This window comes from Aestuariivita sp., assembly GCF_049276915.1.
Lineage (GTDB): Bacteria > Pseudomonadota > Alphaproteobacteria > Rhodobacterales > Rhodobacteraceae > Aestuariivita.
This window is the reverse complement of record NZ_JBASXK010000036.1, coordinates 1-14,099: the sequence shown is the minus strand read 5'-3', so window position 1 is coordinate 14,099 and position 14,099 is coordinate 1. Positions and strand designations below refer to the sequence as shown.

Sequence of the window (14,099 nt, the reverse complement as noted above, 5' to 3'; positions counted from 1 at the left end):
TGATGAGCGACACAACATATAGTGTTTCAAACATGTTTCACCGCCCTCCAAGAGGCGGCCAAAAGGATCGGGCATGGCACATATAATCGTCGTCGGGAATGAGAAGGGTGGCGCAGGCAAGTCGACCGTGTCGATGCATGTGGCCAGCGCCCTGTCGCGGCTGGGTCACAAGGTCAGCTGCCTTGATCTGGACCTGCGTCAACGCACGCTCAGCCGCTATATCGAGAACCGCCGCACCTTTATCCAGAAATCCGGCATCGACCTGCCGCGTCTGGATTTTCACGACCTGCCCGAGATCGATGCCTCGACACTCAAGCCAGGCGAAAACATCTATGATCACCGCCTTTCTGCTGCGGTGGCACGGCTCGAACCCGACAGCGACTTCATTTTGATCGACTGCCCCGGCTCGCACACCCGGCTCAGCCAGGTGGCCCATTCTCTGGCGGACACGCTGATCACGCCGCTCAATGACAGCTTCATCGACTTTGATCTGCTGGCGCGCATCGACTCGCGGGGCGAAAAGATCCTTGGCCCCTCGGTCTATTCCGAAATGGTCTGGAACGCGCGCCAGCTGCGCGCGCAGGCCGGGCTCAAACCCATCGACTGGATCGTGATCCGCAACCGCCTCGGCACTCAGCGCATGGTGAACAAGGAAAAAATGGAGCGCGCCATAGACATGCTCTCCTCGCGCATCGGCTTTCGCACCGTTCCCGGCTTTTCCGAGCGCGTGATCTTCCGCGAGCTCTTCCCACGCGGGCTCACGCTTCTGGATCTGCGCGATATCGGCGTGAAGAACCTCAACATCTCCAACATCGCGGCTCGTCAGGAATTGCGGGACATGATGAAGGGCGTGAAACTTCCCGGCGTCACGGTCGATATCTGAACACGCCACCGCTTCTTTCTGGTTTCAAATCCCCCGGGGGAGGCCGCAGGCCGGGGGCAGAGCCCCCATACCGCTGACGATACGTAGTGGGCTGTGCAGCACCACAGATATGTCACAGGGTCTGCGCCTGTCACGCCCCGGACAGCGCCAGCAAAATCTCGCGCAAGCGTTTCACATCCTCTGCAGCGAACTGCTTGGTCAAAGCCGCGTCATAATCCTCGGCCACCTTGCGCAGATCCTCATAGGCTGTCCGCCCCATCGCCGTCAGGGACAGTTTCTCGGATCGCCGATCCGCCTCATCGCGGCTGCGTACAAGGAACCGCCGGTCACTCAGTTTCTGCACAGCCCGGCTGATCTTGGTCTTGTGCATGCGGGCGCGCTCGCCGATTTCCTTGGCCGTCAACTCGCCATAGATGCCCAGATGGAACAACACACGCCACTCGGTGCGCAGCATCCCGTAGCGGCTTTTGTACACCTGCTGAAACATCAATGAGCTTTCTTCCGCCGCCTGGTTCAGCAGGTACGGCAGGAAAAGCCGCAGGTCCAAGTCATCTTTTTCGCGCATTCCGGCACCTCCGTCTTGTTAGTTACAAAATCAACTATTACGAACGCAACCAGATTTGGAGGAACCGCAGATGAACCGTCCCACCAGCCCACATAGTTTTGTCCAGGCCAGCTCGCCCACGGGAACGACCGAAGGCTACATGCCCGGCTTTGGCAATGATTTCGAAACCGAGGCCCTGCCCGGTGCCCTGCCCCAGGGCATGAACAGTCCCCAGAAGGTCAACTATGGCCTTTACGGCGAACAGCTGAGCGGCACCGCCTTCACCGCCCCAAGCCACCAGAACGAACGCACCTGGTGTTACCGCATCCGCCCCAGCGTGAAGCACACCCATCGCTTTGAAAAAATTGATCTTCCCTACTGGAAATCCGCGCCGCATGTGGACCCTGACGTGATTTCCCTGGGCCAGTATCGCTGGGATCCGGTGCCGCACACGGACTCGCCTTTGACCTGGCTGACAGGGATGCGCACGATGACCACGGCGGGAGACGTGAACACACAGGTCGGCATGGCCAGCCATATCTATCTGGTCACTGCCTCCATGAAGGATGCCTATTTCTTTTCCGCCGACAGCGAATTGCTGATCGTGCCCCAGGAGGGCCGTCTGCGCTTTGCCACCGAGCTGGGAATCATTGATCTGGAACCCAAGGAAATCGCGATCATCCCGCGTGGTCTGGTGTATCGTGTCGAAGTGCTGGAAGGGCCTGCACGCGGCTTTGTCTGCGAAAACTACGGCCAGAAATTCGAACTGCCCGGCCGGGGGCCGATCGGGGCCAATTGCATGGCCAATCGCCGGGATTTCAAAACGCCCGTGGCGGCCTTTGAAGATCGCGATGCCCCTTCCAGCGTCACCGTGAAATGGTGCGGCCAGTTCCATGAAACGCGGATCGGCCACTCCCCTCTCGACGTTGTCGCCTGGCATGGAAATTACGCGCCGGTCAAATACGATCTGCGTACATATTGCCCTGTCGGCTCGATCCTGTTCGATCACCCGGACCCGTCGATCTTTACGGTACTGACAGCGCCATCCGGGGTGGAAGGAACCGCAAACATTGATTTCGTTCTCTTCCGCGAACGCTGGATGGTGATGGAAGACACCTTCCGCCCGCCCTGGTATCACAAGAACATCATGTCCGAGTTGATGGGCAACATCTATGGCCAGTACGACGCCAAGCCCAAGGGCTTTGTTCCCGGCGGCATGAGCCTGCACAACATGATGCTGCCGCATGGGCCGGACAAGAACGCCTTCGAGGGTGCCTCGAATGCCGAGTTGAAACCCGACAAGCTGGACAACACCATGTCCTTCATGTTTGAGACCCGCTTTCCGCAGCACCTGACCGGCTTTGCCGCGAACGAGGCCCCCTTGCAGGACGACTACATCGATTGCTGGGCGGATCTCGAAAAGAAATTCGACGGCACTCCCGGCAAGAAATAATGGTTGCGGCGGGGTTGAACCTCGCCCGACATACCCTCCCGCATGGCGGGGCCGCGCGCCGCCGACCCAAAGGAAGTACAAATGCCCCTGATGAAAAGCTGGGTGGAAAGCGCCAACGCGCCCAACCACCCCTTTCCGCTGAACAACCTGCCTTATGGTGTCTTTTCCACCGAAGGAACCGATCCGCGCCCCGGTGTGGCCATCGGTGACATGATCCTCGACATGGAGGCCGCCGAGGCCGAAGGGGTCGTCACCCTGTCCGAATACCCCTTGTTCGACGTCCCCTTCTGGAACGAAGTCATGGAAGAAGGGCCTGCCGTCTGGGCCGCGCTGCGCGCAAGGCTGACCTCCTTGCTGGCCGAAGGCTCCGCTGAACGCGACCGGGTCGAACCCTTGCTGGTGCCCATGGCCGATGCAGACTTGCACATGCCCTTTGCAGTCAGTGAATACACGGATTTCTATGCAGGTCGCCATCATGCCACCAATGTCGGGACGATGTTCCGCGGTGCCGAAAATGCGCTGCCACCCAATTGGTTGCATATCCCGATCGGATACAATGGCCGCGCCTCTTCCGTGGTCGTGTCCGGCACCGACATCCGTCGACCCTGGGGCCAGTTGAAATCACCCGATCACGATCTTCCGGCCTTCCTGCCTTCGCGTCGCTTTGACATCGAACTGGAGATGGGCGCGATTGTCGGGATGCATTCGGACGGCCCCGTCACCGTGCAGGAAGCCGACACCATGATCTTTGGCTATGTCCTGCTGAATGACTGGTCCGCCCGTGACATCCAGGCTTGGGAATACCAGCCGCTGGGCCCGTTTCAGGCCAAGGCAACAGCCACCTCGATCAGCCCGTGGATTGTCACCAAGGCCGCCCTTGAGCCGTTCCGGGTCAACGCACCAGAGCGCGAATTCGAGCTGCTGGATCACCTCAAGGATGTCGGACCCATGTTGTATGACATCAAGCTGGCGGTGGACATGGCACCCGAGGGCAAGGCCGCGACCACCATTGCTCGCACGAATTACGCGCAACTCTATTACTCTGCCGCGCAACAGCTGGCGCATCACTCAAGCTCGGGATGCCCGATGAGCGTAGGCGACCTTCTGGGGTCCGGCACAATCTCAGGCCCGACCAAGCCCGAGCGCGGGTCATTGCTTGAGCTCAGCTGGGGCGGGAAAGAGCCGCTCACACTCGACACTGGCGAACAGCGCAGCTTTATCGAGGATGGCGATACCCTGACACTGAAGGGTTTTGCCGAGGGTGATGGATATCGCATCGGATTTGGGGACTGCACCGGCACGGTGCTGCCCGCGCTGGACGATCCGTACAAACGCTGAAGGACGGCCCCGATGCACCACATGAACCCGCCCGATCACTCGGAGCTGGCGCAATTCAAAAAGACATGTGCGCGCAACGCTGCCGAAAACATCGCCGGCATCGCGCGGTCCGGGTGTCGCAATCACCGGACCGATGCGACGGCCCGGGCACTGAAAACTACACCGGCGCAGATCGCCGTAAAGGTCATGCCGGATCGGGATGGCGACAAACAAGGGATGGAACAATGAGCAAAGCATTCGCGTCACAAGGTGACATGGCCGAGAAACAGATCAGCTTTACCGAGGTCGGGGAAGGCCTCTGGGCCTTCACGGCCGAGGGCGATCCAAACTCGGGCGTCATCATCGGCGATGAGTCCGTGATGATCGTCGAAGCCCAGGCCACGCCCCGCCTTGCCAACAAGGTGATCGAGAAGGTCCACGAAGTGACTGACAAACCGATCACCCATGTGGCGCTGACCCATTATCACGCCGTGCGCGTACTGGGCGCATCTGCCTTCGGTGCGCAGCAGATCGTCATGTCTGATATGGCCCGCGCGATGGTGGTGGAACGCGGACAGGAAGACTGGGACAGTGAATTCCAGCGCTTTCCACGCCTGTTTCAGGGGCACGAGTCCATTCCCGGGCTTACTTGGCCCACAACCACGTTCAGCGACACGATGACGATCTATCTGGGAAACCGCCGAGTGGACCTGATGCACCTGGGCCGCGCGCATACTGCGGGCGACATCGTCATTCATGTCCCGGACCAGAATGTCATGTTCACCGGCGATATCGTTGAATACCACTCGGCCTGCTATTGCGGAGACGGGCATTTTTCCGATTGGGGCGACACGCTGGATGAGATCAAGGCCTTTGATGTCGATGCGATTGCGCCGGGCCGTGGTGACGCGCTGATGGGCCGCGACATGGTCAACAAAGCCATAGAAAACACCCGTGACTTTGTCGAAAGCACCTATCGCCCAGCCGCCAGAGTGGCGGCACGCAATGGCACCCTCAAGGAAGCATGGGACGCGGTACGCGCCGAATGTGACCCGAAATTCGCCGATTACGCGATCTATGAGCATTGCCTGCCCTTCAACGTCGCGCGCGCCTATGACGAGGCACGCGGCATCGACACCCCCCGCATCTGGACCGCCCAGCGCGATATCGAGATGTGGGAAGCGTTGCAGTCCTAGGACAGTCAGAAGCGGATGGCGCGCGCGCAGAGATGACCAAATACGCCCCCACCAAAGGTGATCTGCAATTCCACCTCGGTTTCAGTCTGGTGGGTCTGGCTCTGATGTGCGCTGGAGTGTTCTATCGCGGCCTGCCCAGCCGGCCGGCCATGTTCGAAGTGATCGGCGTGTCGACCCTGTTCCTTGGCGGCACCGCAATATGGACAATGCGTAAGTTGAAGAAAGGAGAATACTCCGATGGCTTATGATTACGCCCCCTATCCGTTCATCGCCCCTCCGGGCTTGACGGAAACCGAACCGCGCCACCCGGTCGCGATCATCGGTGCAGGCCCGATTGGCCTGGCACTGGCGATCGACCTGGCCCAGCGCGGAATCAAGTCGGTGGTTCTGGATGACAACAATGTCGTTTCGGTCGGCTCGCGCGCGATCTGCTGGGCCAAGCGCACGCTTGAAATCTTTGACAGGCTGGGCGTGGGCGAACGTATGCTGGAAAAGGGTGTGACCTGGAAAATCGGCCGTCAGTTTCACGGCTCTGAGGAGGTCTACTCCTTCGACCTGCTGCCGGATGATGGACACAAATACCCCGCCTTCATCAACCTTCAGCAGTATTATGTCGAAGAATACCTGATCCAACGCGCGCAGGAGTTTCACGACCTGATCGACCTGCGGTTCAAGAACAAGGTCACCGCCCATGAAGACAAGGGGGATCACGTCCGTCTGACCGTGGACACGCCCGAGGGCAGCTATAGCCTTGAGACCGACTGGTATATCGCCTGCGACGGGGCCGGGTCGGCGACACGCGAACGCATGGGACTCAGCTTTGAGGGGCAGACCTTTCAGGAGCAGTTCCTGATCGCAGATATCGAGATGGAAGACAGCCCGTTCGGTGACCACGCGGTCCCGGAACGCTGGTTCTGGTTCGATCCGCCCTTTCATCCGGGCAAATCCGCGCTGCTGCACATGCAGCCCGACAACATCTATCGGATCGACTTGCAACTGGATGTGGATGCGGATGCGCAGACCGAGGCCACCGAAGAAAAGGTCCTTCCCCGGATCAAAGCCATCGTGGGCGACAAACCATTCCGTCTGGACTGGATGAGCGTCTACAAGTTCCGCTGCATCAAGCTGGATCAGTTTGTACATGGCCGGGTGATCTTTGTCGGCGACAGCGCCCATGTCGTGTCGCCCTTCGGCGCGCGCGGAGGCAATGGTGGCATTCAGGACGTGGACAATCTGGGCTGGAAACTGGCCGCTCTGTTGCAGGGCAAGGCAGACGGAAAGCTGATCCAGAGCTATCATGACGAACGCAGCCATGGGTCGGCCGAGAACATCCTCAATTCCTCGCGCGCGACGAATTTCATGACGCCAAAGACGCCGATCGAAGGCCTGTTCCGCGCCGAAACGCTGCGTCTGGCGCATAACCAGCCATTTGCGCAGAAGCTGCTGAACTCAGGCCGTTTGTCTGTGCCGTGCTCGCTGGAACACTCGGCGCTGCAAACTCCCGGCATTGCCCCGATTGCCCCGGGCCGCGCTGCGGTGGACGCGCCTTTGACCGGGCCGGATGGCGACAGCTGGTTGATCGAACATGTGCAGGGGCGCTTCACGCTGGTCGGGTTTGGCGATGTCGCTCTGCCCGAGGTCGAGGGCGTCGCGCGGATTGGTATCAACCAGCGCGCCGACTATCCCTGCTTCACCGCAAAGGCCAATCACGCAATCCGCCGATACGGGGCGAATATGGCCTATCTTTTCCGGCCCGACGGCCATGTCTGCGCAGCCTTCACAAGGCCGGACGCAAATGACATTCAGATGGCCATGCAACGCGCTATGGCTCAAACACCACAGGAGGTCGCATGACTGTGTATCCAGATCGCCTCAGCCCCAATCAGGATGATGTCTACAACGCCCTGATGGATGCCCATGACGGCCTGAGCGAAGCCGCCAGTCACGCTCTGAATGCGCGGCTGGTCCTGATGATGGCCAACCAGATTGGCGACCCGACCATCCTGAAAGAGCTGATGGTCACCGCAAGGAGCTATTCGGATGAGTGAGGTCACACTTTATGATTTCTGGCGGTCGTCGGCCAGCTATCGCTGCCGGATCGCGCTGAACCTTGCAGGTCTGGACTATACCTCGATCCCGATCGACCTGACCCAGGGCGTGCACAAGACACCCGAGCACATGGCGCGAAATCCTCAGGGATTTGTGCCCGTGCTTGAGATTGACGGTCTGCGCCTCACCCAATCCCTCGCGATCCTCGATTATCTCGATCAAACCCGCGATCTGGGGCTTTTGCCCAAAAAGCCCGCTGCCCGTGCCCGGATGCAAGCCCTTGCCCACTCCATAGCCGTGGATATCCATCCGGTCTGCAATCTGCAGGTTGCAGCCTATGCGGTCGAGATAACGGGCAACCCCGATATGCGCGCGCAGTGGATGCGCCGCTTCATCCGGCCCGGCATGATCGCCTTCGAGGCGCTGCTTTCGGCCTATGAACAGACGCCCTTTGCCTGTGGGTCCAATCCCACACTGGTCGATATCTGCCTCATGCCGCAGGTCTATAACGCCCGCCGCTGGGGGGCCGAGATCGAAGATCTGCCTCACACGATGGCTGCCGTTCAGGCCTGCGAAGCGCATCCTGCCTTTCAGCGCGCGCATCCCGATCAGAACGAGCCGTGATCCTCGAGCGGCCTGCAGAATGGCTGTTGTCGGGTCGCAGAGTGTTGCCCTGCCGCAAATCCTGCGCGCTATTCGGCTGCCGCCCAGACCTCGACCTCGACCTTGAATTCAGGTCGGGTGAAGCCTGACACGATGACCAGCGTGGACGAAGGAAGCTGGTCATCAGAACAGGCGCTGAGAAATGCATCCCGGGCAGCCATATAGCCCTGCATATGCGCACGATCCGTTACATAGGCCGACACATGGATGACATCTGCCGCGCCCATGCCCGCTTCGGCCAGGATGGCCGAGATATTGCCGAAACAGATTTGCGCCTGATCAAACGGATCTTCGGGCACCGACCCATCCGCCGCCAGCCCCAATTGCCCGGACGTGCGCACGATCCGCATACCTGCCGGCAGCTCGATCCCGTGGGAATACCGTGCAAAGGGGGCCGAGATCGAGGCGGGGGCAAGGGATTTCATCTGGAACTCCATCAGTTTCGCGTCGCACCACTCTTGCCCGACTCGGATTTGTTTGAAAGTGTTTCGGGACAATCTCTGGCACGGATATTCTCTTCAGGGCCACGCAATGATCAATTCTTTGAAGGGAATGACCGATGACTCAACGTGTCGTGCTTGTACGCCATGGCCACGGGCCAAATGACGACCGGGTCGTGAACTACCTGACAGAGGTCGGCTTCGTCGCCGACATCCGGAAACCTTTCGCGGGCGATACCCTCGGGGACATTACGGATGATGTCGCAGGCACCGTGATTTACGGCGGCATGTACAACGCCTATGACGCGGCACTGCACCCGTTCCTGAACGAAGAATACCGTTGGATTGGTGCGGCGCTGGATGCGGGCATACCAATGCTGGGTCTGTGTCAGGGCGCGCAGATGATCGCGTTTCATCAGGGCGAATGGGCCGGAGCCCCCGATCACGGCAGACATGAGTTCGGCTTTTGTGAGGTCACGCCAACAGGGGCTGATCCGGATTTCATGCCCGGTCCGCTGCATGTCGCGCAGTCGCATTTTCACACGTTTGATTTGCCCAGAGGTGCCGTGCACCTTGCGCGCTCGGAGCAGTATGAGAATCAGGCGTTCCGTCTTGGTGAAAAAACCTATGGCTTTCAGTTCCATCCGGAACAAACCATCGAGGGATTTCGCCGCTGGCAAAACGAAAAAACCGCGACCTATGAACAACCCGGCGCGCAGGATCGCGCAACGCAGGACAAGCTCATGTACACCCATGACGCGGCACAAGCCGAATGGTTCTATACGTTCCTTGCAGGGTTTCTCGGTCGCCCATGAAGGCAACGGTCTCGCAATGTAAAAAGTCCATGTGTCTCTTTTGAACCTTGGATTGTCGGTGATGACACTTGGGAGAAAACCTGTTTCCTTGCAACTTACCCTCTCTTGCAACTACGGTGGGCGCAGAAATCTGATGGGCTTGTGTGTTTTCCTCGGAAACATTGACAGGCTGACGTCAAAGTAAATCGGAGCGAACGGATTAGCGCAGCGTGAAGAACGCTCGGTTCCCGAACTACAACACAGATAACATAACAGGCAGGACTCAAAACCTGCATCCCAGTCTAACAGAGAGGAAGACGATGACCTTTTACACACGCACCGGCAAACCACTGCCGAAAGAGATCGTGGACAGCGCCGCCAAGGTAGGCACTGACCCGGTCAACCGCCGCGAGTTTCTGGCTCTGGCCAGCGCCTTTGGAGCGACCGCCGCCACAGCCTATGCCATGATCGGCATGCCCGCGCCTGCCTATGCCGCGGCCCACAAAATGGGTGGCACAGTGCGCATCCAGCAGGAAGTCCGCGCGCTGAAAGACCCGCGCACCTATGACTGGTCACAGATCGCCAACTTCTCGAATGGCTGGCTGGAGTATCTGGTTTTCTACGAAAACGATGGCACCTTCTCGCCCAGATTGCTGGAAAGCTGGGAGGTGAACGATAACGCCACCGAATACACTCTGAACGTCCGCAAGGGTGTCAAATGGAACAATGGCGACGACTTCACCGCAGAAGACGTGGCCCGCAACATCGCCGGCTGGTGCGACAAGAACCTTGAGGGCAACTCGATGGCCGGCCGTATGGCGGTTCTGGTCGACGACGCAACCGGCCAAGCTCTGGACGGCTCCATTGTGGTCGTGGACAGCCACACCGTAAAGCTGATGCTGCCGAAACCCGATATCTCGCTGATCCCCGGCATGGCGGATTATCCCGCCGCGATCGTCCACAGCTCGTTTGACGCGGACCGGATGCTGGACAATCCGATCGGAACCGGCCCCTACCTGCCCGAGAGCCTCGAAGTTGGCGTCAAAGGTGTGCTGGTGCGCAACGAGAACCACACCTGGTGGAACGCCGGCAATGGCGCATGGATGGACCGTGTCGAGTTTGTCGACTTTGGAACGGACCCATCGGCATGGGTCTCCGCAGCCGAGGCCGATGAAGTTGACATGCTCTACTCGGTGGATGGCGATTTCATCGACATCATGGCAACGATTGATGGCTGGACGCAGCATGAGATCGTCACGGCGGCCACGATCGTGATCCGTCCCAACCAACTGGCCGAAGTGGACGGCATGAAGCCCTATGCGGACAAACGCGTCCGTCAGGCCATCGCCATGGCCGTGGACAATAGCGTCCTGCTGGAACTGGGCTATGGCGGTCGCGGCATTCCTGCCGAAAACCACCATGTCGGCCCGATGCATCCGGAATATGCCGAACTGCCCGCGCGCAAGGTAGATCCGGCAGCCGCGATGGCGCTGCTGAAAGAAGCCGGCATGGAAGATTTCGAAATGGAAATCCAGTCCATCGACGACTCATGGCGCAAGGACACCACCGATGCGGTGGCGGCCCAACTGCGGGATGCGGGCTTCAAGGTGAAACGGACAGTTCTGCCCGGTTCGACCTTCTGGAACGACTGGACAAAGTATCCGTTCAGCTCGACCAACTGGAACCACCGTCCTCTGGGTGTCCAGATCTGGGCGCTGGCCTATCGTTCGGGCGAAGCCTGGAACGAGTTCGGCTATGCCAACCCCGAGTTCGACGCAATTCTGGAAAAAGCTCTGGCAACCTCCGACATTGAGGCGCGCCGTGCGCTGATGGCCCAGGGCGAGGCGATTCTTCAGGATGATGCGGTTACGATCCAGCCTTACTGGCGCTCGCTCTATAACCACACCAAGAACAACCTTGTGGGTGGCGGGCATCATATCTCGTTCGTAATCGATCCGGCGGCACTGGCCTGGACCTGATCCAACCATCTGAAGGGGCCGCTGTTATCAGTGGCCCTTTTTTTGTCTATTGCTCATCTGGCCCCTCATGTTCGAAACAAGCGTTCTGATTGCTCAAACCGTGTCCATCAGTGCAATTGCCGCCTGGCTGGCAACGGGAGTCTATGACAACATCCGCTATCCCGAGAACAATGAGCTCTACACCGCGCAGGTGATGTCCATAGAGCGGATGCGCCAAGAATACCCCGAGGAATATGCGCGCATCGCCCATCGTGCGATCAATACGCGCAGTATCCAACGCGCCGCGTTCAAGCTGGTTGTGATTGCGGAACTGCTGACATGTCTCGTGTTGTTTGCCGGTGTCCTGGGACTGCTGATGGCCATGATCGGCACAGGCTCGGTCGAGACCGGGCGCAGCCTTGCACTGCTGGGTGCCACGATGTTTACAGGCGTTTGGGCAGGTTTTCTGGTGGTGGGCAATTACTTTTGCTACTGGTTCTGCCACGAAGGTGCACAATTCACCCATTACCAGATGACACTCTGGGGCATGGCAAACATCATATTATTGGCGGCGGTCTGAGAAATGGCAGGACATGGATACGACAGTGGGCGACTGAACCTGCCCTTTGTGGGCATCTGCACCTTTGGCAAGTATCCATATGTATCGGATTGGGATGCCATACGCGCGGATGTGGCGGTGATGGGCGCGCCATTTGATGGTGGGACGCAATGGCGCTCGGGAGCGCGGATGGGGCCACGTGCGGTTCGCGAGGCGTCCACGTTGTTTTCCTTCGGCCATGCCGGGGCCTATGATTTTGAAGACGATGTCACCTATCTGGATCCCTCGAAGGTCACCATCGTGGACATCGGGGATGCTGACATCATTCACACCGACACATTGCGCAGCCATGCCAATATCGAACATGGTGTCCGCAAGATGCTTGCGGCCGGTGCTTTGCCGGTGGTGATCGGCGGGGATCATTCCATCAATATCCCCTGCATCAACGCCTTTGACGAGCAGGAGCCGATCCATGTCGTGCAGATCGACGCCCATCTGGATTTCGTCGATGAGCGGCACGGTGTACGCATAGGTCATGGCAACCCCATGCGCCGGGCCGCTGAAAAACCCTATGTCACCGGTCTGAGCCAGATCGGGATACGCAATGTCTCTTCGACCGCGCGCGAAGGCTATGCCGATGCACGCAGCATGGGGTCAGACATTCAATCGGTGCGCCATGTCCGGGCGATGGGCATAGACGCAATGCTTGCGCGCATTCCTGCGCGGAGCCGGTATTACCTGACCATCGACATCGACGCCTTTGATCCCTCGATCGCACCCGGAACCGGGACACCAAGCCATGGTGGCTTCTTGTACTATGAAGTGCTGGAGTTGATTGACGGGCTGGCGCAACGTGGCGATATCGTTGGGCTGGATCTGGTCGAAGTGGCTCCGGATTATGATCCGACAGGATCGACCTCGATTCTGGCGGCGCAGGTCCTGATGAACGCAATCGGACGCATCCTGCATCACCGAAGCGCATGAGGCATGCGGGCTGGCAAACCAAGCCGCACCCGGCCGCGTCGGATCACCGGTAAAAGCCGAAACCGGCGATCGACACATCAGCCTCAAACGCACGACCAATGGCCAGAACACCAACGCGCCGCAGCCGCGCCGGGTTGAATGTTGCCGCAGTCCGATGCGGCTGGAAGTCAGAAAACGGTATCTTCACCGTCTGCCAATCTGTCGGGGCAACCACTTCAGTGCGAAACGACTCCCAAGGTCGCATCAGGGCATCGGTACGCAGGCGAATATCATATCGCTCGCCGTTGCCCCGCATTCTGAACGTCACCCCGAGAAACTTGCTGGCATCGACAAGCCCGCCTTGCCGATTGAGGTTCGCAGCCATCTGAACAAAGCCACCATTGTTCTCTAACGACACCGCTCCCATGAGGCGGGCGGCATTCCCATCGGCAGCCGTGACGCTGCCTTGCGACACGCCGCCCATGACCGTATCTGCGACAAACTCCCAAGCCAGATCCAACTCCATGTCAGCTCCTTGTGCGGTTGATTCAGAGGCGGCCTCGCGCAGCACACAGAAAAGGTTCAGGGCTTCCTTGTCACAGTGTCAGATGCGCTTGGCACCACGCTTAACGTCTTGGTGACGAGGATGCCAACGCGAAAGCCTGCAGGGGATTTTGCCCCCGGGTTGCTTCGATATGGCTTGAGCTCGGGCAGAAGCGCGCGCGTCACCCGATAAGGAAGTCACCGATGATACGATTGAAAATATCTGGCTTTTCAAGATGCGCGGCATGAGCACAGTTCGGGATTACCGCAAGGCTTGCATCGCTTATGGTCCGCCAGAGCTGTTCAGTCTGTGCAGGTGGCGCGATGCTTCCCGCCCTCGGGCGTCAGCTCGAATTTCAGGGCGCCGAAGTCGTCGATGACGATCCAGTTATGCGAGGCGATCGTGGCGCAGGCGCTGGGCGCGAGGCGGGCTTCGATCTCTTTTGCAGCGCTGTGGAAGTCGGCGATCAAGGTGGCGGTCGGGCTGGTCATGGCTTGGGCCTTTCTGGTGAGTTGCATCGTTTTGGCACGATCACAATCGCTCTGAGAGGCTGATTATCGTAGCAAAATCAGAGCAATAACCTTGCTTTATGATCACTCGGCAGAGGTCGTTGCATCGACCCACGTCCCGTCCTGCCAGACATAGAGATGGGACAGTTCGCAGGTCGGGCGCGGCAGGTTGCGGGGCGCTCGGGGTGGATCGAAACAGTCCAGCGTCTCAGCCCGGACCTGCCGGA

The 14,099-nt window shown here is 59.2% G+C and carries 17 protein-coding genes; 13 read left to right on the top strand and 4 right to left on the bottom strand.

The window, feature by feature from the left end:
• Positions 1-73: 73 nt before the first annotated feature.
• Positions 74-883 carry a division plane positioning ATPase MipZ gene (locus tag WAO69_RS03455; protein ID WP_422176653.1) on the top strand — a complete coding sequence of 270 codons (810 nt, stop codon included), beginning with the start codon at positions 74-76 and terminating at the stop codon, positions 881-883.
• A gap of 130 nt (positions 884-1,013) precedes the next feature.
• Here WAO69_RS03455 and WAO69_RS03450 read toward each other — a convergent pair whose 3' ends face one another.
• Positions 1,014-1,448, bottom strand: coding sequence for a MarR family winged helix-turn-helix transcriptional regulator (locus WAO69_RS03450; protein WP_422176652.1), 435 nt, complete (start codon positions 1,446-1,448; stop codon positions 1,014-1,016).
• A 70-nt stretch (positions 1,449-1,518) separates the two neighbouring features.
• Here WAO69_RS03450 and hmgA point away from each other — a divergent pair, with 70 nt between their 5' ends.
• The 8 genes from hmgA (at position 1,519) to maiA (ending at position 8,066) form a co-directional block, all read left to right on the top strand.
• A complete protein-coding gene (hmgA, locus tag WAO69_RS03445) occupies positions 1,519-2,880 on the top strand; it encodes a homogentisate 1,2-dioxygenase (protein ID WP_422176651.1) in 1,362 nt (453 codons plus the stop codon).
• A gap of 81 nt (positions 2,881-2,961) precedes the next feature.
• Positions 2,962-4,218: a fumarylacetoacetase gene (gene fahA, locus WAO69_RS03440; RefSeq protein WP_422176650.1), complete on the top strand. Its 1,257-nt coding sequence runs from the start codon at positions 2,962-2,964 to the stop codon at positions 4,216-4,218.
• Between the two features lie 12 nt (positions 4,219-4,230).
• Entirely contained in the window at positions 4,231-4,446 is a 216-nt protein-coding gene (locus tag WAO69_RS03435) for a hypothetical protein (protein WP_422176649.1), read from the top strand.
• Positions 4,443-5,393 carry an MBL fold metallo-hydrolase gene (locus tag WAO69_RS03430; protein WP_422176648.1) on the top strand — a complete coding sequence of 317 codons (951 nt, stop codon included), beginning with the start codon at positions 4,443-4,445 and terminating at the stop codon, positions 5,391-5,393. The genes WAO69_RS03435 and WAO69_RS03430 overlap by 4 nt, the downstream gene beginning before the upstream one ends.
• Before the next feature lie 32 nt (positions 5,394-5,425).
• Complete coding sequence (locus tag WAO69_RS03425) at positions 5,426-5,641, top strand: hypothetical protein (protein WP_422176647.1); 216 nt, start codon at positions 5,426-5,428, stop codon at positions 5,639-5,641.
• Positions 5,631-7,247, top strand: a complete 1,617-nt coding sequence (locus tag WAO69_RS03420; RefSeq protein WP_422176646.1) for an FAD-dependent oxidoreductase — start codon at positions 5,631-5,633, stop codon at positions 7,245-7,247. Before WAO69_RS03425 ends, WAO69_RS03420 begins: the two co-directional genes overlap by 11 nt.
• Positions 7,244-7,441: a DUF2783 domain-containing protein gene (locus WAO69_RS03415; protein ID WP_422176645.1), complete on the top strand. Its 198-nt coding sequence runs from the start codon at positions 7,244-7,246 to the stop codon at positions 7,439-7,441. The genes WAO69_RS03420 and WAO69_RS03415 overlap by 4 nt, the downstream gene beginning before the upstream one ends.
• Positions 7,434-8,066 (top strand): maleylacetoacetate isomerase, encoded by a 633-nt coding sequence (gene maiA / locus WAO69_RS03410; RefSeq protein ID WP_422176644.1) that lies wholly within the window; start codon positions 7,434-7,436, stop codon positions 8,064-8,066. The genes WAO69_RS03415 and maiA overlap by 8 nt, the downstream gene beginning before the upstream one ends.
• 68 nt (positions 8,067-8,134) lie before the next feature.
• On the opposite strand, the gene WAO69_RS03405 is transcribed toward maiA, so the two are convergent.
• Positions 8,135-8,530 carry a RidA family protein gene (locus tag WAO69_RS03405; protein ID WP_422176643.1) on the bottom strand — a complete coding sequence of 132 codons (396 nt, stop codon included), beginning with the start codon at positions 8,528-8,530 and terminating at the stop codon, positions 8,135-8,137.
• A gap of 134 nt (positions 8,531-8,664) precedes the next feature.
• Between WAO69_RS03405 and WAO69_RS03400 the strand changes: the two genes are divergently transcribed.
• The 4 genes from WAO69_RS03400 (at position 8,665) to speB (ending at position 12,840) form a co-directional block, all read left to right on the top strand.
• The gene (locus WAO69_RS03400; protein WP_422176642.1) at positions 8,665-9,360 is read left to right on the top strand and encodes a glutamine amidotransferase-related protein; all 696 of its coding nucleotides are present in this window, start codon (positions 8,665-8,667) and stop codon (positions 9,358-9,360) included.
• A gap of 299 nt (positions 9,361-9,659) precedes the next feature.
• The gene (locus tag WAO69_RS03395; protein ID WP_422176641.1) at positions 9,660-11,318 is read left to right on the top strand and encodes an ABC transporter substrate-binding protein; all 1,659 of its coding nucleotides are present in this window, start codon (positions 9,660-9,662) and stop codon (positions 11,316-11,318) included.
• 67 nt (positions 11,319-11,385) lie between these two features.
• A complete protein-coding gene (locus WAO69_RS03390; RefSeq protein ID WP_422176640.1) occupies positions 11,386-11,877 on the top strand; it encodes a DUF2165 family protein in 492 nt (163 codons plus the stop codon).
• Between the two features lie 3 nt (positions 11,878-11,880).
• Entirely contained in the window at positions 11,881-12,840 is a 960-nt protein-coding gene (gene speB / locus WAO69_RS03385; protein ID WP_422176639.1) for an agmatinase, read from the top strand.
• Between the two features lie 43 nt (positions 12,841-12,883).
• Here speB and WAO69_RS03380 read toward each other — a convergent pair whose 3' ends face one another.
• Both WAO69_RS03380 and WAO69_RS03375 read right to left on the bottom strand, forming a co-directional pair.
• Positions 12,884-13,390: a CIA30 family protein gene (locus WAO69_RS03380; protein WP_422176638.1), complete on the bottom strand. Its 507-nt coding sequence runs from the start codon at positions 13,388-13,390 to the stop codon at positions 12,884-12,886.
• Between the two features lie 275 nt (positions 13,391-13,665).
• Positions 13,666-13,854 carry a hypothetical protein gene (locus WAO69_RS03375; protein WP_422176637.1) on the bottom strand — a complete coding sequence of 63 codons (189 nt, stop codon included), beginning with the start codon at positions 13,852-13,854 and terminating at the stop codon, positions 13,666-13,668.
• Between the last annotated feature and the right edge of the window lie 245 nt (positions 13,855-14,099).